Below are 20953 nucleotides of genomic sequence, written 5' to 3'. Positions count from 1 at the left end.
AATATGCTTGCAGAAATAATAACGATAGGGGATGAGATTTTAATCGGTCAAGTTATTGATTCTAATTCTGCCTTTATAGGGAAGGAGCTCAATGAAATAGGTATAGATGTGTATCAAATTACATCTATTAAAGATGATAAGCAGCATATTCTTAGTGCATTAGAAGAAGCGCGTAGTAGGGTAGATGTAGTTTTGGTAACTGGTGGTCTGGGGCCTACTAATGATGATATTACTAAACATACAATTTGTGAGTATTTTGATGATACATTAGTGCAAAATGATGAAGTGCTTGAGCATGTTGAAAAACTATTTGCAAAATATGTTTCTACTCCAATTTCTGATGTAAATAGACAACAAGCACTTGTTCCTAGTACGTCTACAGTTCTCATGAATCTTTATGGTACTGCTCCAGGAATGTGGCTTGAAAAAGAGAATAAGGTATTTGTATCTATGCCAGGAGTTCCGTATGAAATGAAGGGGTTGATGAGGGGAGAGGTGCTTCCAAGGTTACAAAAAAGATTTAATAGACCTTATATTGTTCATAAAACAATACTTACCTATGGCATGGGTGAGAGTGCACTTGCCGAAAAGATTGAAGACTGGGAAACAAGCTTACCTTCTTTTATTAAGCTAGCATATCTGCCAAATTTTGGAAGTGTAAGATTACGTCTTTCAGGTCGCGGTGTAGATAAAAGGCTTCTGGATGAAACCATAGAAGCAAAAATAGTTGTATTAAAAAGCCTGATTGGTGATATTATTATAGGTTATGAGGATGGTGAAACTATAGAAACTAGAATTGGTAAATTATTGGTTGAACAATCCAAAACTATTGCTGTAGCAGAAAGTTGCACAGGAGGAAAAATTGCAGAATCATTTACTGCTAATGCAGGAGTATCTTCGTATTTTAATGGAGGAGTAGTTGTGTATGCCACGCAATCCAAAATTGATATATTGGGAATAGATGAAAGTGTGATAAAAAAGTATACAGTAACCAGTGCTCAAGTAGCAGAAGCTATGGCACTGTCTGTAAAAGAAAAATTTAAATCTGATTATGCTATTGCTACTACTGGTAATGCAGGTCCTTCAAAAGGGGATGGAGATGTTGAGGTAGGAACAGTTTTTATTGCAATAGCAACTCCGAGTAGAGTTTTTTCAAAAAAGTTTCTATTCAGTAACCTTAGAGAACGAACCATTGGTAATGCAGTAAACAAGTCTTTTGAGCTTCTTCTTAATGAGTTGTTAAGCTTGTGACAATAAGTTGTAATGAGTAAGGTAAAGTAATAAGGACTCCTTGTAATGTATTATCAGGAGAGATGGTATATGTCAATACTACTTGTCTTAGGAAACATATGTTTTTATCGACAGCAATACACACTTCAACGATTATCCACTTTTTTTAACGATAATTTAAAGTAGTTTTACAGTATTCAAATAAGGATAACTATAAAAATAAATAAAACGTTATTGTAAATAAATAGTCATAATTAGATAACTGATTTAGGTTAATTTACAGATAGATAATTGGGCTACAAAAATAAGTGTTTGAATAATTGGTTTATAAGTGTTAAAAGGGAGAGATCGATGAGCAAATTTGCTCATCGATTTTGTTTGTTATAAAATGGGATTGGTGTAAAAAGGAAAACTATGTAAAGTTTATGTATATTGGTCGTTTATAATTATCGGACTAATGTGTATTGAATAATCAGAATTGTATTATCTGAGTTGTCTGATTTTAAAGAAGATGTACTCATAAACTTTTGAATTATGTAAAGCCCGTATTTTTTGTTTTTTTGCAGCATGTATTTCAAAGAAAAAAAAGAATAAAAAATTACTAAACTATTATTGGTAGTTCGGTAAATAATTCGTTAATTTGCACCCTGTTTTGAAATAACACCAAAATTAAGAAGAGATGTCAAGAGTTTGCGAGCTTACGGGTAAAAAAGCAATGGTAGGAAACAATGTTTCTCACGCGATGAATAAAACTAAACGTAAATTTAATGCTAATTTAATTAAAAAGCGTTTTTACATTCCAGAAGAAGATCGTTGGGTAACACTTAAGGTGTCAACAGCAGCGTTAAAAAATATAAATAAAAACGGAATCTCTGCGGTTTTAAAAGAAGCAAGAGCAAAAGGATTTATTAAGTAAATAACTTTCCTTTTTAAAAGATACTTACAATGGCAAAGAAAGGTAACAGAGTACAAGTAATCTTAGAATGTACAGAGCATAAAGCTACTGGTAAACCAGGTACATCAAGATATATTACAACTAAGAACAAAAAGAACACTCCTGATAGAATAGAATTAAAGAAGTTTAATCCTATCTTGAAGAAAATGACTGTTCATAAAGAAATAAAATAATAAGAGATGGCAAAGAAATCGGTAGCATCGTTACAAACAGGGTCAAAGAGATTAACTAAAGCCATAAAAATGGTAAAATCTCCAAAAACAGGAGCCTATACTTTTGTAGAATCAATTATGGCGCCAGAGGCGGTTAATGATTTTTTAAAGAAAAAGTAATTCCGTACAAGATATTTTAAAAAGAAGCCGTTTCAATCATATTGGAATGGCTCTTTCTTTTTATATTTAAACAATATAACTAACCGGTTAGTATTTAATTTTTAGCATATAGAATAGTACAGATGGGGCTTTTTAAAAATATATTTTCTTCAGAAAAAAAAGAAACACTTGATAAAGGATTAGAGAAGTCTAAAACTAATTTTTTTTCAAAGTTAAGTAAGGCGGTTGCGGGAAAATCCAAAGTAGATGATGATGTATTAGATGACCTAGAAGAAATATTGGTCACTAGTGATGTTGGAGTAAAAACTACTATTAAGATTATAGAGCGTATAGAAAACCGTGTAGCAAAGGATAAGTACCTTGGGACGGATGAATTGAATCAAATCTTAAGAGAGGAGATAGCGGGTTTACTTTCTGAAACTAATGTAGGAGAGGCTACAGATTTTGAGATTCCTAAAGGTAAAAAGCCTTACGTTTTAATGGTAGTTGGGGTAAATGGTGTTGGGAAAACCACTACCATAGGTAAGCTAGCATACCAGTTAAAAAACAAAGGGTTAAATGTGGTACTTGGTGCGGCAGACACATTTAGAGCTGCAGCAATTGATCAACTTCAGGTTTGGGCAGATCGTGTTGATATTCCTATTATAAAACAAGATATGGGTAGTGATCCAGCTTCTGTGGCTTTTGATACGTTACAATCGGGGGTAAACCAAGACGCAGATGTTGTAATTATAGATACGGCAGGTAGATTACATAATAAGATCAATTTAATGAATGAATTGACAAAAGTAAAACGAGTAATGCAAAAAGTGATAGGAGATGCTCCTCATGATGTATTATTGGTTTTGGATGGTTCTACTGGGCAAAATGCTTTTGAGCAAGCAAAACAGTTTACGGCGGCTACAGAGGTAACATCATTAGCAGTAACCAAATTGGATGGTACAGCCAAAGGTGGAGTAGTTATAGGAATTAGTGATCAATTTAAAATTCCGGTAAAATATATAGGTGTTGGAGAAGGTATAGAAGACCTTCAGGTATTTAATAAGTATGAATTTGTAGATTCATTTTTTAAATAGCATTTGTTATAGAATTGTTAAAAAAAGGTGTTGAGAATTATTCTCAACACCTTTTTTTATACTTTCAGCAGCTGCAAAGTATTTAAAAACATACTATTATGAGAAAAACACTTAGTCTTTTGGTTTTGATATTTCTTTTTATTTCATGTAAAAAACAAAAAGAAACACATACAAATCAGAATTCAGAGATTCAGCCTAAAGTAGTTTGGCAGCCCTATGATGAAACAGAAGACCTTGCCGCTACGCAAAGGCTTGAAAACACTAGAATGCATCTAAAATTAGTGAATTCTAAGGTGTTGGATAAGAATAGTATTTGGAAAGCATTAGAAACCGAACTTAGATTTTTTTCGGAAGAGAATTATAATGAGTTAAAAGATCTTATTCTCGAGCAAAATATACCTACCATTCAACAAAATATAAAAGATGGTAAATTAACCTATGAAGAGCTTACTCTTTTTTATATCTATCGTATTAGAAAGTATGAAAGTGATAATAGCTTATCGCTAAATTCTGTAATTTCTCTTAATCCTAAGGTAGTCGAACAAGCCAGAGTATTGGATAAAATTGATAAAAAAAATATAAATATATACTCGGTATACGGAATGCCAGTTTTGTTAAAAGATAATATTGGAACAGAATGGATGAATACAACCGCTGGAGCAATTGCTTTAGAGGATAATAATGCCAAAAATGCCTTTATTACAGAGCAACTATTGAATAAAAAGGCATTAATTCTAGGCAAAGCAAACTTGAGTGAATGGGCGTATTTTTTATGTTCAGGTTGCCCGGTTGGTTATAGTGCTATAGGGGGGCAAACACTTAATCCTTATGGTAGAATGATTTTTGAAACTGGTGGATCAAGTTCTGGGAGTGGAGTGACAGTAGCTGTAAACTTTTGTGTTGCATCAATAGGTACAGAAACCAGTGGTTCTATTTTGTCACCTTCTAGTCAAAATTCTGTGGTAGGGTTGAAGCCAACAATTGGGGTGTTGAGTAGAACCGGTATTGTTCCAATTTCGAGTACCTTAGACACTCCGGGACCTATGACGAAAAATGTGATAGATAATGCAATCTTACTAGACGCAATAATTGGTGTAGACAAAAATGATTCGGTATCTGTAGCTGTACAAGAAAATTTTGTAACCGAGCTGAAGAAGGGATCATTAAAAGAAAAACGCTTTGGAGTAATTAAAGGACTTTTGGAAGATTCTGTTTATAAAATAGCTGTTGAAAAAATAAGTAAATCAGGAGGAGTGATTGTAGAAATTGAACCTGAGCAAGAGCAATTACCAGGTTTTCTAAATATCTTGAATATAGATATGAGAAATGATCTTCCGGATTATATTAATACCCAAGCAGGGAATGATGTCACTATCAAAGGTATAGAAGATGTGATCGCTTTTAACTTAGAAGACACATTGATAAGAATCCCATATGGTCAGCAATTATTTCATGGTATTGTTTCAGATAGTACTAGTGCAAAAGAATTGAACGTTATAAAAGAGAATCTAAAGGTGATAGCTCGCAAGTATTTTGATTCGTATTTGGATAATCTTCAATTGGATGCAGTATTATCTATAAATAATTATCATGCTGGGTATGCGGCTGTTGCAAAATATCCTGCGATTACTGTTCCTATGGGGTATACTGAGCAAGGAGAACCAAGGGGGCTTACTTTTATAGCTAAGCCTTTTTCTGAATCTAAATTGCTACAATTGGCGTATGCGTATGAAAAAGCTACAAAAGAAAGAAAAATACCTACCCTGTACAAATAGTCTTGGAAATACAAAATGTTAAAAAAGAAAACCTCTAAAAATATGTAGCTATTTTTAGAGGTAATTTAAGGTTTAGCAGTGTTTTCGGCTATACCTCCCCTTCTTCAACGAGTTATAAAACTGTTACTGTATTTCAATACAATTATTTCCCATTTATAATTTGTTATTGAATTTTACTTAAAAAAATATAAGTCAAAAAAATACAGTACGTAATTATTAAAACTCCTCCGATTAATATTTTATTTTTTAAAACCATAGCTCTATAATTTTGTTTGGGACCCTTTTATTATTGCGTTATAATTTTTTGAAGAATAGCTCGTCTTTGCTGATTCCGTCATTATCTTTTTCATCTAACATAATTCTATTATCCTGTACCTTTTTAACATTCCAATTACTTTTATTAAGCTTATCTAATGGAGGTTGTGTTCCAAAATCTAGGTTTGCATTTATAGTTCCATCAGCAAGAGTGATCGTGGACCAGCTTCCAGTTGTTATTTCATTGGTAGAAGTGTTTTCAACTGATATGGAGCCATTTTCTAAGAAAGTGAAGATGAAATCTTTATAATTTTTAGTCTCATTACTTTGATTGTCCTTGTATTTTTGAACCTCCCAACTGCCATTAATAATTGTTTGTGCAAACAAATCGGTAGTGGTATCTCCATCGTTACAATCATCTATAGTATCTTCAATAATCTGTTGTAAATTGTCTATGTCATTTACTATAATTTCTGTATCGTCAGAAAAAATAACTGTGATAGGAAATTTTATACTAGTAATATCTTCTTCTTTTAAATTTTTAAGAAATAAAAAAAGTTCTTTATCATTATTAAAAGATAGTACTTGTATAAGTTCACTTTCAGAATCAAAAACCGAAACCGAGAAAGGGTACTTAAAGTCTATACATTCAAGGTTTTCATCTGTAGGACTGCAGCTGTTATTTATGTTTTCTAACTCGGTTTCGTTTTCCACAGAAATTTCTGTGTAATCCATTAAAATAAGCGTTACAGGGTAAATAATTTCTAATTCATCAATATCATTGTCAAATTCCATAAAAATGTCTTCAATCACTTGAAAATCTGCAACAGAACTAACCAATACTTCTGATCCATTGGCAATAACAGTAATAGGTAATTTTACTGTAAAACATGTAGAATTATCTATTATATTATCTATAGATCCATCATTCATAGAAACCTTAGACATCAAACTGGCTATTTTTGAATCAGGTTTAATGACTTGATTTTCATCTGCCTCAACGATCAAGTCAGATTCGTTTCTGCAAGATGATAAAGCGATCATCATAACTACTAGGGGCAAAAAAAATAAAATATTGCTTTTTGATGTGTTCATATTGATGTTTTAGAAAACCTTGTATTATAAAAACAACTAACTTTTAAAAATCCCTTTAAATATTTTATTTTTTTTTATTTATATCTAATGTTTTGAATTTCTTAAAGGTAAATTGCAATAGTCATGGGTAAATTATAGTTTATAAAATTATATAAAAAAAAGAGACCATCTTTTACCTGATGACCCCTTCTTTACTACTAAAAACAAAACTTTAAAATAAACCCCTGATGTCCTAGAATAATAATATTACGTATGAGAAATTTAATCTATTTTTCAGAGGTTTATGTATACTGTGTTCCAAACACTAGTTATTTTTTTTATTTACATTTAAATGATTGTTAATTTGAAAGAAATCATAAACAATAGCACACAATATACTATCATTAGAATGATATAAATTAAGATTTTGTGTGTAGGAATTATTTTAAAAAGATTTCTCATAATTTTGGGATTTATTTATTGAATCCGAATTTATCTCATCTGCTCAAAAAACAATTCATCTTTACTGATACCTTGTTCTTTGCTATACTCAAGCATTATTCGGGTGTTTTTTATTTGTTTAACATTCCATTTACGGTTTAATTTGTGTAAAGGTTCTTCATTGTTAAAATCAAGAGATATGTCTAATCCACCTTCTGCTTTTGTAGATATAGACCATGTGCCATTGGTAATACTGCTGTCACTGTTATTGGTTGTTATAACAGTACCATCTTCAGAGAAATCAAATATGTAATCTAAATAATTGTTAGTTTCATTATTTTGATTGTCTTTGTACTTCTGTATTTTTAAAGTTTTATTGATGATAACCTGTGTGAAGTATTCTTCTGTAAGATCGTTTTCATCACAATCATTTTTTGCCTTTTCAATATTGTTTTCGAGATCTTCAAGATCAACAATGCTGATTTCTGTACCATCAGAAAGTACTACTGTAATAGGAAAGTCTATATTTGCGATATCTTTTGGGTCAAGACTTTGGATAAATTGATAAAACTCTTTATCTGAATTTAAGATATACGTGTCAATTAACTCGTTATTAAAGTTAAAAGCCGAAACTGAAAATGGATATTGAAAATCAATACATTCGATATCTTCATCATCACTTCCATCATTGTTGCTACAATTTTTAGTTAGTTCTTTTAATTGGTTGTTATTTTCAATGATAGTTTCAGAAAAATCATTTGAAATAAGGGTTATAGGAAAAATAATATCCAATTTGTCGACATCATTATCAAATTCCATAAAAATATGCTTAATGATTCTAAAATCCTTTGGGATGTTAATAATCTCTTCAGATCCATTTACAATCAAAGTAACTGGTAATTTTATAGTCGAGCAAGTTAACTTGTCAATTATATTATCTATAGATCCATCATTCATAGAAATCTTTGATATTAAGTTTGCTACCTTCGAATTGGATTTAAGAATTTGCTCAGCAGGAGCCTTTATGTGGATATCAGAATCATTTCGGCAAGAAAATAAAATGATTATTGTAATCACGGGTATAAGAAGTAGATTAAAAATCTTTTGATTTTTCATAGGTTTATTTTCGTCGTGTCTTATGATATAAAAACAACTAACGTTTAAAAATCCCTTTATTTATTCTGTATTTTTTTACATTTACTAAAAAAAGAAACTTTTCATGCCCGAAAAATTACATAAGAATGTTTGTGATGATAATATTTTTTCTGTGATCTATAGGGAGTATTCACATGATTTACTTAAATACCTTTACTATAAGTTTGGCGAGTCTTGTGATCCAAGAGATAAGGTACAGGATGCTTTTGTGAAATTATTAGATAAATGTAAAGAAGTGCCCCCCGATAGTGCTAAAGGGTTTTTGTTTAAAGTAGCTAGTAATATGATGCTTAATGAAATAAAGCATCAAAAGGTAGTTTTAAAGTATAAAAAAATCAAACCAAAAGAATATACCAATGAATCTCCAGAATTTGTTCTTGAGGAAAAGGAATTTCTGAAAAAATATCAAAAAGCACTAAGTCTTTTGACAGAAGATCAGAGAGTTGCTTTCTTGCTAAATAAAGTTGAAGGAAAAAAACAGGCAGAGATAGCAGAGATGCTTGGGACTACACGTAAAGCAATTGAGAATAGGGTGTATATGGCATATAATAACTTAAAAAAATCAATTGGAGAACTAAAATAAATCAAAATATAAAAGGGAAAACAGTTTCTAAGTTGTTATACTATTAAAGAAAGACTAGAAAATGAATAAAGAGTATCTAATAAAAAAGTGGCTGGCAGATGAGTTAACAGAAGTTGAAAAAAAAGCTTTTGAAGAATTAGATGATTATGATTTTCATATCAAAATGCTACAAGGAGCTAAGCAATTCAAAGCCCCAGATACTTATGATGTTGAAGGTTTGGATGAAGTTTATTCAAAGCATCATACTCAAAAGCAAAATACAACAAAACGTATAGGGCTAAATAACTCATGGCTAAGAATTGCAGCTACAGTAATTGTTATATTGGGTATTACCTCTCTTTTATTTTTGTCAAAAGATACAGTTGTTAATACTTCAATAGGAGAAAAAATAGCTATAAACCTTCCAGATGGTTCTGAAGTGATGTTAAATTCGATGTCTTCACTTAGTTATAACAAAAATCGATGGGATAAAATAAGAAAGGTTAATCTTGAAGGAGAGGCATTTTTTAAAGTGTCCAAAGGAAATAGATTTGATGTAGTAACGCCTTTTGGTAATATCACTGTACTTGGTACTCAGTTTAATGTGAAAAATCGAGAAAACTATTTTGAAGTTACTTGTTTTGAAGGGCTGGTAAGTGTATCTAAAGAAAATAACGGATATACTAAAAACATCCCGGCAGGTAGCTCTTTTAAGGTAGTAAACGATGTAATATCATTTGAGAAGAATTTGAATTCTTTTCCTTCATGGACTACTAATAAAAGTAGTTTTAAAAGTGTTCCGTTTAAAGAAGTTATAGAAGAGTTCAGGAGGCAATATGATGTAACGTTTTCTTTTGATAACATAGATCTTCAACGTATTTTTACTGGTGGTTTTGTACACAATAGTTTACAAGATGGTTTAAATTCTATAACTTTACCATTAGACTTAAGCTATACAATTGACACATCTAACCACATCACAATTCAAAAACTTAAAAAGTGATATAAAAGCTATTGGCCTTGTGGTCTTGTTGCTTTCTAATTTTTGTATAGAAGTTTATGCACAAGACAGGCAAGAAAAACAACTTCTGATCACCATAATTTCTGATATCGAAAAACAATTCCCTTTTCAATTTACCTATGCAAATGATATTATTGAAAATGTAAAGGTTGTACCTCCGCAAAAAGACCAAACATTTGAAGAAGCACTAGCTTATCTTGAAAAAGAAACTGGTCTTGTTTTTACGATCCTCGCTAATAATTTTGTTTCAATAAATAAAAGAAATACTTTATTGACAATTTGTGGGAAAATTGAAAAAGCTGCTACAGGAGAGCCAATTCAAGAAGCAACCATATCTGGTGGAGATATGTCTGTAATAAGTGATGAGAGAGGGTATTTTGAATTAAATGTTAGGGAAGGAGAAAAAATAAATATTGATTATTTTGGTTATAAAAGCCTAACTCTTTCGGTTGAATTATTTCAAAATAATCAATGCCCGATTATCTCTATGGAATTAGAAATAATCGATTTGGAAGAGATAGTTCTCAAAAATTACATCACAAAAGGAATAAGTAAGACAAATAAAGGAGGTTTTAAAATAGATTATTCAGATTTTGGGATTCTTCCTGGACTTATTGAAGCCGATGTTTTACAAACGATACAAGCATTACCTGGAGTGCAAAGTGTAGATGAAACGGTTTCTAATATAAATATTAGAGGTGGTACACATGATCAAAATTTGATTCTATGGGATGGGATAAAGATGTATCAATCAGGGCATTTTTTTGGATTGATTTCTGTTTTTAACCCCAATATAACTTCAAAAGCGACTTTGATAAAAAATGGCAGTAATGTAGAGTATACTGATGGAGTATCTGGTACAATAGTAATGAATTCTGAGGAAGAGGTCAATACTAATTTTTCTGCTAGTGTAGGAGTAAATATGATAAATGCAGATGCTTTTGCAGATATTCCAACAGGCAAAAACTCTTCACTACAAATTTCTTCAAGAAAATCGATTAACGAATTCATAGAAACACCTACATATTCAAGGTATTTTGATAGAATATCGCAGGGTAGCGAATTAGATCCCAATGTTCAGGAATCGTTAAACTCAGATATTAATTTTGACTTTTATGATGCTATTTTCAGGTGGAACTATGATGTTTCGAACAAAGACAGGGTTAGAGTTAATTTTTTGGCAATAAATAATGATTTGATTTTTACCGAAAGTACTTTGGTAAACTCAGAGCCTATTTCTCGACAAAGCAGTATTAAACAAAGAAGTATTGCAGGGGGAGTTTGGTATCAAAGAGATTGGAATGAGAAGCTTAGGTCTTCTTTTCAGGTCTACGAAACGGATTATGAATTAAAATCTATAAATGCAAATCTCGAACAAGGACAGCGATTTTTACAAAAAAATATGGTATCAGAAACAGGTGCCAAATTAAATACATTTTATAGCCTAAATAAAAATATTACCCTTCAAAACGGATACCAATTTATAGAAACTGGAATTACTAATTTAAACGATGTAGATAGCCCAGTTTTTATTGAAGAAACAACTAGAGTTACAAGAATTCATGGAGTATTTTCTCAGGCAAATTATAGAACAGAGGACAAAGCAACCTTTTTTAGTTTTGGCATACGATACACCTATAATGATAAACTTAATACCAGTTATATTGAACCCAGAGTCAATTACAATCAAAAACTTGGTAGGTATATTCATTTAGAAGTGCTAGGAGAGTATAAGCATCAAAATACGTCTCAAATTATTAATTTTCAGAATGATTTTTTAGGTATAGAAAAGCGAAGATGGGTTTTGGCTAATGGTGTAGATATACCTGTAATAAAAAGCAAGCAGGCATCTGTTGGATTACAGTATAAACGGAAGAAATGGTTAATAACCGCTGAAGGATATTATAAAACTGTAAAAGGGATAACAGCAAAAAGTCAGGGGTTTCAAAATCAATATGAATTTAAAAAATCAATAGGAAACTATAGTGTAAAGGGATTGGAGCTTTTAATCAATAAGAGGTTTGAAAATATCAGTACGTGGTTGAGTTATTCATATGCAAATAATGAGTATGATTTTAATGATTTTGTAGAGAAAAAATTTCCTAATAATATTGATGTTGCACATGTTGTAACATGGGGGGGATCCTATTCATTTTTGGGTTTTAAGATTTCAACAGGTCTTAACTGGAACTCTGGATTACCAACAACAAGACCGTTGCAGTCAATGCCGGTTATCGATGAGCAAATTAACTATAATAATGCAAATAGTAGTAGCTTACAAGAATACTTTAGATTAGATTTTTCTGCTGTATATGACTTTAATATAACTAAAAAAGTAAAAGCGCACACCGGAGTATCTGTATGGAATATTACCAATAATAAGAATATAATCAATAATCATTACTCTTTGAATCAAGAGAATACTCCTCAGGAAATCATTAAATCTACCTTAGGAGTAACACCCAATGTTACTTTTAGGGTTTTGCTGTAATATGTAGTATTTAATGTTTGTTTCTCTTTATAGTTGTAAAATCTATAGAGATATCGAATTTATACCTTATACTTTGGTTAATCCTCGTATCTTTGCACACCTTTATTCAAAAGATATGAGAACAAAGACATTAAAAAAGAATAAAATCAATGTGGTTACATTAGGATGCAGTAAAAATGTATATGATAGTGAGGTGTTGATGGGGCAGTTAAAAGCTAACAATAAAGAAGTTGTTCATGAAGAAGAAGGAAATATTGTAGTTATTAATACCTGTGGTTTTATAGCTAATGCAAAGGAAGAGTCGGTAAATACCATTTTGGAGTATGTACAGAAAAAGGAAGATGGAGCAGTGGATAAGATCTTTGTTACAGGATGTTTGTCAGAACGATATAAACCAGATCTGGAAGAAGAAATCCCAGATGTAGATCAATATTTTGGTACTACAGAACTTCCGGGATTATTAAAAGCTCTGGGAGCAGATTATAAACATGAATTAATTGGAGAACGGTTAACGACTACTCCAAAAAATTATGCATATCTAAAAATAGCAGAAGGGTGTGATAGACCTTGTTCCTTTTGTGCAATTCCTTTGATGAGAGGCAAACATAAGTCAACGCCAATAGAAGATCTGGTAATCGAAGCAGAGAAACTAGCAGCAGATGGTGTTAAAGAACTGGTTTTGATAGCTCAGGATTTAACATACTATGGATTAGATTTATATAAAGAAAGAAAACTTGCTGATTTATTGAAAGAATTAGTAAAAGTAGACGGTATAGAATGGATACGCTTACATTATGCTTTTCCTACTGGATTTCCTATGGAAGTACTTGAGGTGATGAAAAAAGAATCCAAAGTATGTAATTATATAGATATACCTCTCCAGCATATAGCAGATCCTGTATTAAAATCAATGCGTCGTGGTACCACTAAGGCAAAAACAACAAAACTCCTAAAAGAATTCAGAGAAGCCGTTCCTGATATGACTATTCGTACAACACTTATTGTGGGATATCCGGGTGAAACTCAAGAAGATTTTGAAACTCTAAAGGATTGGGTAAAAGAAATGCGTTTTGAGCGTTTAGGGTGTTTTACATATTCGCACGAAGAAAATACATCTGCCTATAATCTTGAAGATGATGTCCCAGAGGAAGTAAAGATGGAACGAGCTAATAAAATTATGGAAATCCAATCGCAAATCTCATGGGAGCTTAACCAACAAAAAATAGGAAAAGAATTTAAAGTAGTTATTGATCGTAAAGAAGGGAATTACTTTGTAGGTCGTACAGAGTTTGATTCTCCTGATGTCGATAACGAAGTACTGATTGATGCTTCTAAACATTATCTTAAAACAGGTGATTTTACCAAAGTAAAAATACACAAAGCAGAAGATTTTGATCTATATGGAGAGCCTTTATGAATCAAAACTATGTAAAGAGTTTTTGTGCGAGTAGTGGTTAATCGTTTTTTCTAATTTCTCTACCGTTAAAGGCTTCTTGATATACATATTTATTTCGGGAATTTTCTTTGCAGTTTTTTCATCATCAGGGTTAGCACTTGTAGTAAGGATAGCTATAATAATTTTTTCTTTTTTTACAGAAGACAATTTTTTGTATTCATCAATAAAACTCCATCCATCCATTCCGGGCATATTGATGTCTAAAAATATAATACCTGGTCTAGGAAACTTATCAGCAGATTTACAGCACATTGTTTTTAAATAATTCAATGCTGCAGGACCATTATGATTCACTTTTATAGGCACATCAATATCGCAACGTTTAATAACTCTTTTATTAATAAAATTAGTAATCTTATCGTCGTCAATTAAAATAATACAGTCTAAGCCAGTAACTTTTCTCATTTTAGCTTTGTTTTAAGTTAATAGTAAAATAAAATATACTTCCTTTTTTTTGGGTTGATTCTACCCAGATATCCCCGTCATGTAATTCTATAATTTTTTTACAATGAGATAACCCTATTCCAGTTCCAGGGTACTCTTCATTAGAATGTAATTGCTGGAAAATTGTAAAGATTTTGCTAGCAAATTTCATGTCAATTCCAATACCGTTATCTTCAATTTTAAATAGCCATGCTCGTGATTTTTTTTGAGCAGAAATTTTGATAATAGGAGTTTTGTCTTTTCTTCTAAACTTAATTGCATTATTTATTAGGTTTTGAAACAATAATCGCAATTCTGTTTTATATCCGGATAACGTTGGTAATTCAGCTATTTTGAACTGAGCTGTTGCCTCTTTAATAGATAGATCTAAATCTTTAAGCACCGTTTTTACCAGCTCATTGCAATCAATCTGTTCTAATTTTGATTTTTGTCCTAAACGGCTATACTCCAATAAAGCGGTTATGAGCTCTTTCATTCGCTCTGTAGATTCTTGAAGAAAAGCAAGAGAATCGTGCCCGTTTTCATCTAATTCATTACCATAATCTTCAATTAATATTTCTATTAAACCAGCAATCGATTTCAAGGGTTCTTGTAAATCATGAGAAGCTATAAATGTAAATTGTTCAAGTTCTTTGTTTTTGTTTTCTAATTTTTTAGTGTATAATCTCGAAGCTTCTTCTGCTTTTTTTCTTTCGGTAATATCGATTATAGATGCTAGCACCATTTTTCCTTCATGAGTTTCAATAGGGTTTAGCCCTATTTCTACCGGGAATTTGTTTTTTTCTTTATCAATAGCATACAAATCTTTTCCCATTCCCATGGGGCGCATTTTTGAATTCTTAGAATAATTTTTTCGATATCCAGGGTGATGACTTTTTATTTCATCCGGAATTAGAATTTCTATTTTTTGATTTAATAATTCTTGACGAGGATATTTAAATAGTTTTTCGGTTTGAGTATTGACAAGTTTTATGACTCCATTTTGATCAACTAAAACCATGGCATTTGGAGTAGATTCAACAACTAACTTAAAATGCTTCTCAGCTTTTTTGCGTTCAGTGATATCAATTATTGATGCCAAAACCAAATTTCCGTCTACTGTAACGATAGGATTGAGACCTATTTCTACAGGAAACTCTGTTTTATCTTTTTTTAAAGCATATAACTCCCGACCTGCACCCATCATACGTGATTGAGGGTTTTTAAAAAAGTGTTGCAGAAATCTGGGATGATGCTCTTTGAATTTACCTGGAATTAGAACTTCTATTCTTTGACCAATTAACTCGGTTCTTTTATATTGAAACAAATCTTCAACATATGCATTCGTATATGCAATTTTTCCTTTTTCATTAACTAATATTAAGGCATTAGGAGAAGCATCAACCATAACTTGAAAAGTAAGTTCATTATGCTTATAAGAAGATTCACTTGTATTCATCAAACTAGTTTAAATTTTAATTATAAAACTGACTAAAAACTATTTTGACATTTGACAATGGCAGGAAAGATAATTCCTTGGTTATACTAAGATAGTGAAAAGAATAAAAATAAAATATAGTGAATTCAAATTTATAGTAGAATAAAAGGGGATTTGATATAGTTGATACTATTTGATTTTTGAAGTACTATATTCATTTGGTAGATACAAAAAAAAAGAAGCCCATTTTTATGGGCTTCTTAAAGAATCAATGCGCTCTTTTATTTTGGGGCAATTCTAATAATCTCATAAGAGAAAATTATATTTTTAAGAGATTTATTTTAGTTTAAACCTCCGTCAGTTTCATTGTATTCATCAATGATTTTATCTTGCTCAATAGCCGGAGCAGGAGTATCTTGAGGAATAGTCTCTTCAGGAGAACTGCTTTCATCAAATGATTCAGCTTCACATGAAAATAGGACAATAACAATTGCAAGTAGAAATGGTAGTTTTTTGATCATCGCTTAAAATTTTATTTTTTTCGTTTTAATCGGCGGCAAATGTATTTAAAAAAACAACACAAAATTTTATTTTTTATAATTAACTTGTTGAAAATTAAGGTATTCTAAGCTTTTTGATTGAGAATTATTCAATGAGTTTAAGGGATAATTTTGGGATTTTTCAATGCTCCCTTGTTGTGACTTCTTTTTCTTTAATTTTTACCTCTATTTTTTGAATTATTGCGAATTCGTAGATATATAAAATTTGATGATATGGTAAAATAAACGACTTTTAGAATGGTTTAATTAGTATATGTTTAATAAAAAATATGTTTTATTGGTAATTATGTATTTTTATAGATAATATAAAGAAAGGGGTATCATAGATTTCAGGATTAAAAAACAATTTGATAATACTGTTATTAACTTAAATACAAGGTTGATTGACTATTTAAGTTAGTCTCATTAAAAAGCATTTAAATATTGTCAGATTTGTAAAAAAAATATTCATACGTTTTTATAATGATGTCTTGATGCGTATCTATTTCAAAAGGATTGACATCTATAAAGAACAAAAAGTTTATGGATTAAGGATTGCTGGTAAAATATAGGATTCCATTATTTTTTCAGGTTGCCAATATCTTCCATTTCTAAAATTACCTGAAGTGATAACGGCTACAACATCCAACTCAGGCATAACAAAAATATACTGCCCACCTGCACCACGTGCTTCGATAGATTTTACTCTTTTACCTTTCACTTCGTATGTTTTATGCCACCATAGATAACCATATTCATTTTTATCGTTAGTATTGGATAAGACATGATGTTTTTTAAACGATTCTTCTATCCATTTTTCTGAGATAAGTCTAGTGTTATTCCAGATGCCTTTATCAAGATATAATTGACCAAATTTGAGCATATCTCTGGAGGTTAAATACATTCCTCCACCAAAATAGGGTCTTCCTAATTCATTATTCTGAATCACATAATTGGTAATGCCTAGAGGCGAAAGTAATTTTTGATCCATAAACAGCTCCAAAGGAGTAGTAAGAGAGTTATTAAGAGCAACACCTAGTAAAAAAGGATTAGCAGAACCATAGTTCGAAACACTACCGGGATCATAGATCATAGGAGCTTCTAAGACTGTTTTTAACCAATTTTGCGATTGTTGATAATTGTTTTCTGAAGCAATAGAATTACGATCAATCCCAAAATCAATCGCATCTATGCCAGAACTCATAGTTAGTAAATGGGTTAGACTAATCTTTGATTTGATAGAATCTTTTGTGTATTGATATTGTTTAGGGATGTAATTATAAATACTTTGATCCACATCTTCAATTATTTTGTGATCAATTGCAATACCAATCATAGCAGATGAAATACTTTTAGAAGCTGATCGTTGATCATGAGAGATATTTTGATTATAAGAATAAAAGTAGTTTTCATAAACTATTTTCTTTTCTTTGGCTACTAGAACACTGTGCACATGAGTAAGTGATTTTTTTTGAATACTATCCTCCATACTATTCAAAATGCTGCGATTTATAGTATAGGAATTTAAATCAGCTATTTCCCAGCCATCATTAGATGTAAAGTTTTTATTGGTTACATCAGAAATTGGTTTTGCTGTTCCTATTTCCCATTCGCCTTGTGACTTTTTAAAAGAAACAGTTGTTATTTTTTTTTCAGCAAGTATAATGCTCATTTTGATCGTTTCAGGTTCTAATTTTCCTTCAAACCGAAGCCCAGTTTTAAAATCAATAAATGAGATGGTATCTTCTTTTTTTCTAAAATTGGTGCACCATGTTCCTGTGAAACGTTGATCTCCAAAAAAAGGATAAGCTTCAAAACGATCACCTTCTATATTTTCAACACTTAAGAACATAGATTGGGATATGAGTTCACCTACCATGAGAATATTCCATTCTCCAGTATATATATTATTTTTTACGTTTTTAAGTAAAAGATGATAGCTAAGTATGCCTGAAGTTAAAAAACCATTGATATTGTTTTTTTTATCATCAATTGTACCTCTGAATTTTAGATTGCCAGGTAAATCAAATGAGATATGCTTTTTAGATTTTGATTCGACTACCTTATCTATGATATAATTATGATTAGAGATTTTGAGTCGATAGTTTTGATGGCTCAGAGGTTCAATGGTAACTGTAAAATTGAAAGTGTTTTTATCATCAATTATGCCTTCCCATTGTCCTTTGTATGAGCTTATATCGGCTTGAGAATAGATGGTGTGAAAAGCTAATATTAGTGTTCCTAAAAATAATCCTAAATTGTGATTCATTGTTTTTTATGCAAAGATTAAATCTTTTGAATTTTTAAAATTGTATAAAATTAACATTGAAGTAGTTTTTTTCTATATTTTTCAGATGTTATATCATAAACACTCTCGAAGATCTTTGTTACCATAAATAAGATTCTTTTTGAAATAGCGAAAGAGGGTTTTTTGAGAGGGGGTTTTGGTTTTTATGCTTGTTAAGAATAATTACTCGAATGCTATAATCTCCAAATAAAAATACACACATACCAATTCATTGGGTATATGTGTATTTTATTTATGTATTGTTTTTTTTAAGATTTAGGAACCGGAAATCCTCTATCTTTCATTAAAGCTTCAATCTTAGCATCACGTCCTCTAAATTTTCTATATGCCTCAGCAGGGTCTATAGCATTACGAGGGGCAAAGAGGTATTTTACCAATTTGGCAGCAACTTCTTTATCATAAAATCCTCCAGGTGCTTCGGCAAAAGCCTCTGCAGCATCAGAGGTAAGTACATCTGCCCACATATATCCGTAATAGGCAGTTGCATATCCTTCGCCAGAGAATACATGACCAAAATGCGGAGTACGATGACGCATAACCAATTCATTTGGCATGTTTAATTCTGCTAAAGTCTCTTTTTCGAATTTGTCTACATCAATATTTGTAGGATCCGCAATGTGAAATTTCATATCCATTAAGGCTGAGGCTAGATACTCTGTGGTAGCAAACCCTTGGTTAAAGGTAGCGGCTTTTTTGATTTTGTCAACCAGTGCTTTAGGCATTGGTTTTCCTGTTTCGTAGTGCACTAGATAATTGTCGATTACTTTATCTGTCGATAACCAGCGTTCTAATAATTGAGATTGAAATTCTGTATAGTCACGCACCCCGCCATTAAGAGTAGGATATCTCACCTCTGAAGCGAAGAAGTGTAAAGCGTGACCAAATTCATGGAAAAAAGTTGTAGCGTCATCCCAAGATACTAGAACAGCTTCTCCTGGTGCTGGTTTTACAAAATTAGAATTGTTAGATGCTAGTACATTTCTTTTCCCATCAAAAGTAGTATGACTTCTATAGGTATTTGCCCAAGCTCCAGATCTTTTTCCAGTTCTGGCAAATGGATCAAGATACCAAAGCCCTATATGGTCTCCAGAAGTAAGGTCATTTACTTCCCAAACTTTTACATCCTCATGAAAAACAGGAACTTTACCATCTTCAATGGGAGTGAATTTAAAATTAAACAATTCACCAGCTACAAAAAACATGGCTTCTCTTAATTTATCTAATTGAAGATATTGTTTTACTTCATCAGAATCAAGATCATATTTTTTCTTTCTTACTTTTTCTGCATAGTAGCGATAATCCCATGGCTCGATAGTAATGTTATCCCCATTTGCATTGGCTACAGCTTGCATATCAGCAACTTCTTCTTTTACTCTGGCAATTGCTGCCGGCCATACGGCATTCATTAACTTCATTGCATTTTCAGGGTTCTTGGCCATACGGTTTTGTAATCTCCAATCGGCATAATTTTCATACCCCAGTAATGCGACACGCTCTTTTCTTAATTTTAGGATTTTAGCAATATTTTCGTTATTGTCTTTGTCATCTCCATTGTCACCCCGAGAGTAGTAATTTTTCCATACTTTTTCTCGTATTGTGCGCTCGTTAGAATAGGTGAGAAAAGGATCCATTGAAGATCTGGTATTAGTTATTGCATATTTTCCTTCGTGTCCTTTATCTGTAGCTGCTTTTGCATACGCTTTGATTAAAGGATCAGATAAGCCGCTTAGCTGATCTTTAGTAAGATAGGTTACGTATCCTTCTTCATCTGCCAAAACATTATTAGAAAAATTAGTGTATAAACCTGATAACTCTTTATTGATAGCTGCATAGCGTTTCTTTTTTTCTTCGTCTAGCTCTGCACCATTCATAGCAAATGACTCATATGTAAGTTGTACTACACGTTGTTGATCTTCTTCTAAAGGAGTTTTTAGTGAATTATCATAAACAGTTTTGATGCGCTGAAATAGTTTTTGATTTTGTGATATTTTAGAATTAAAATCAGAAAGTATGGGAGCCATTTCTTTTTGAACTTCTCTAAATTCTGGAGAAGACATATTGCCACTTAAGATACCATAGTATGTAAATACACGGTTAAGTTCTGCTCCTGCTCTTTCTAAAGCAACAATGGTGTTGTCAAATGTGGGGGGCTCTGGATTATTGGCTATATCATCTATTTCTCGAAGATTGAGCTCCATTCCTTTTTCTAGAGCTGGTTTCACATCGGTTACGCTCATTTTATCAAAAGCTGGAGTACCTCCATAAGGACCAGTCCATTCTTTTAATAAAATATTTGCGGTCTCTTCTGTTTCGGTTACCGTTTCCACAGTTTCTTTCTTTTGATTACAACTGGAAAAAAGCACAATGGCAGATAATGTCATTGTCTTAAAAGCTGTTGAGAGTTGTGACTTAATCATGGTTA

The 20953-nt window shown here is 31.6% G+C and carries 17 protein-coding genes; 10 read left to right on the top strand and 7 right to left on the bottom strand.

Translation table 11 applies throughout. The features are described 5' to 3' along the window. Window positions 1-3: 3 nt before the first annotated feature. The 6 genes from C1X07_RS14445 (at window position 4) to C1X07_RS14420 (ending at window position 5368) form a co-directional block, all read left to right on the top strand. The gene (locus tag C1X07_RS14445) at window positions 4-1251 is read left to right on the top strand and encodes a CinA family nicotinamide mononucleotide deamidase-related protein (protein WP_103070744.1); all 1248 of its coding nucleotides are present in this window, start codon (window positions 4-6) and stop codon (window positions 1249-1251) included. A 658-nt stretch (window positions 1252-1909) separates the two neighbouring features. Beyond that, window positions 1910-2146: a 50S ribosomal protein L28 gene (rpmB, locus tag C1X07_RS14440; RefSeq protein ID WP_103070743.1), complete on the top strand. Its 237-nt coding sequence runs from the start codon at window positions 1910-1912 to the stop codon at window positions 2144-2146. 29 nt (window positions 2147-2175) lie between these two features. Further along, entirely contained in the window at window positions 2176-2358 is a 183-nt protein-coding gene (rpmG, locus tag C1X07_RS14435) for a 50S ribosomal protein L33 (RefSeq protein ID WP_103070742.1), read from the top strand. 6 nt (window positions 2359-2364) lie between these two features. After that, window positions 2365-2517: a DUF4295 domain-containing protein gene (locus C1X07_RS14430; RefSeq protein WP_101449883.1), complete on the top strand. Its 153-nt coding sequence runs from the start codon at window positions 2365-2367 to the stop codon at window positions 2515-2517. 122 nt (window positions 2518-2639) lie between these two features. Beyond that, on the top strand, window positions 2640-3593 hold the full coding sequence (gene ftsY, locus C1X07_RS14425) for a signal recognition particle-docking protein FtsY (RefSeq protein WP_103070741.1): 954 nt from the start codon (window positions 2640-2642) through the stop codon (window positions 3591-3593). A gap of 98 nt (window positions 3594-3691) precedes the next feature. Next, window positions 3692-5368 (top strand): amidase family protein, encoded by a 1677-nt coding sequence (locus C1X07_RS14420; RefSeq protein ID WP_103070740.1) that lies wholly within the window; start codon window positions 3692-3694, stop codon window positions 5366-5368. Between the two features lie 294 nt (window positions 5369-5662). On the opposite strand, the gene C1X07_RS14415 is transcribed toward C1X07_RS14420, so the two are convergent. Together C1X07_RS14415 and C1X07_RS14410 are read right to left on the bottom strand one after the other, a co-directional pair. After that, complete coding sequence (locus C1X07_RS14415) at window positions 5663-6718, bottom strand: hypothetical protein (RefSeq protein WP_128755282.1); 1056 nt, start codon at window positions 6716-6718, stop codon at window positions 5663-5665. 471 nt (window positions 6719-7189) lie between these two features. Beyond that, a complete protein-coding gene (locus tag C1X07_RS14410) occupies window positions 7190-8254 on the bottom strand; it encodes a hypothetical protein (RefSeq protein ID WP_103070738.1) in 1065 nt (354 codons plus the stop codon). Between the two features lie 103 nt (window positions 8255-8357). Between C1X07_RS14410 and C1X07_RS14405 the strand changes: the two genes are divergently transcribed. The 4 genes from C1X07_RS14405 (at window position 8358) to rimO (ending at window position 13784) form a co-directional block, all read left to right on the top strand. Beyond that, window positions 8358-8876, top strand: a complete 519-nt coding sequence (locus C1X07_RS14405) for an RNA polymerase sigma factor (RefSeq protein WP_103070737.1) — start codon at window positions 8358-8360, stop codon at window positions 8874-8876. Window positions 8877-8937: 61 nt separating this feature from the next. Beyond that, window positions 8938-9858, top strand: coding sequence for a FecR family protein (locus C1X07_RS14400; protein ID WP_103070736.1), 921 nt, complete (start codon window positions 8938-8940; stop codon window positions 9856-9858). After that, complete coding sequence (locus C1X07_RS14395; RefSeq protein ID WP_103070735.1) at window positions 9815-12367, top strand: TonB-dependent receptor; 2553 nt, start codon at window positions 9815-9817, stop codon at window positions 12365-12367. The genes C1X07_RS14400 and C1X07_RS14395 overlap by 44 nt, the downstream gene beginning before the upstream one ends. Before the next feature lie 115 nt (window positions 12368-12482). Continuing rightward, the gene (gene rimO / locus C1X07_RS14390; RefSeq protein ID WP_103070897.1) at window positions 12483-13784 is read left to right on the top strand and encodes a 30S ribosomal protein S12 methylthiotransferase RimO; all 1302 of its coding nucleotides are present in this window, start codon (window positions 12483-12485) and stop codon (window positions 13782-13784) included. Here rimO and C1X07_RS14385 read toward each other — a convergent pair. From C1X07_RS14385 to C1X07_RS14365, 5 genes are all read right to left on the bottom strand, one after another. Continuing rightward, window positions 13779-14228: a response regulator gene (locus C1X07_RS14385; protein WP_103070734.1), complete on the bottom strand. Its 450-nt coding sequence runs from the start codon at window positions 14226-14228 to the stop codon at window positions 13779-13781. The genes rimO and C1X07_RS14385 overlap by 6 nt on opposite strands. A gap of 1 nt (window position 14229) precedes the next feature. After that, a complete protein-coding gene (locus C1X07_RS14380; protein ID WP_103070733.1) occupies window positions 14230-15705 on the bottom strand; it encodes a PAS domain-containing sensor histidine kinase in 1476 nt (491 codons plus the stop codon). 320 nt (window positions 15706-16025) lie between these two features. Continuing rightward, window positions 16026-16205, bottom strand: a complete 180-nt coding sequence (locus C1X07_RS14375) for a hypothetical protein (protein ID WP_103070732.1) — start codon at window positions 16203-16205, stop codon at window positions 16026-16028. A gap of 559 nt (window positions 16206-16764) precedes the next feature. Continuing rightward, window positions 16765-18492, bottom strand: coding sequence for a serine hydrolase domain-containing protein (locus C1X07_RS14370; protein WP_103070731.1), 1728 nt, complete (start codon window positions 18490-18492; stop codon window positions 16765-16767). Between the two features lie 287 nt (window positions 18493-18779). Beyond that, window positions 18780-20948, bottom strand: coding sequence for a M3 family metallopeptidase (locus C1X07_RS14365; protein WP_103070730.1), 2169 nt, complete (start codon window positions 20946-20948; stop codon window positions 18780-18782). Between the last annotated feature and the right edge of the window lie 5 nt (window positions 20949-20953).

Origin of the sequence: Aquimarina sediminis (assembly GCF_002895435.1) — a bacterium.
Classification (GTDB): domain Bacteria; phylum Bacteroidota; class Bacteroidia; order Flavobacteriales; family Flavobacteriaceae; genus Aquimarina; species Aquimarina sediminis.
The sequence above is the reverse complement of the archived record's forward strand: the minus strand, read 5'-3'. Positions and strand labels throughout refer to the sequence as shown.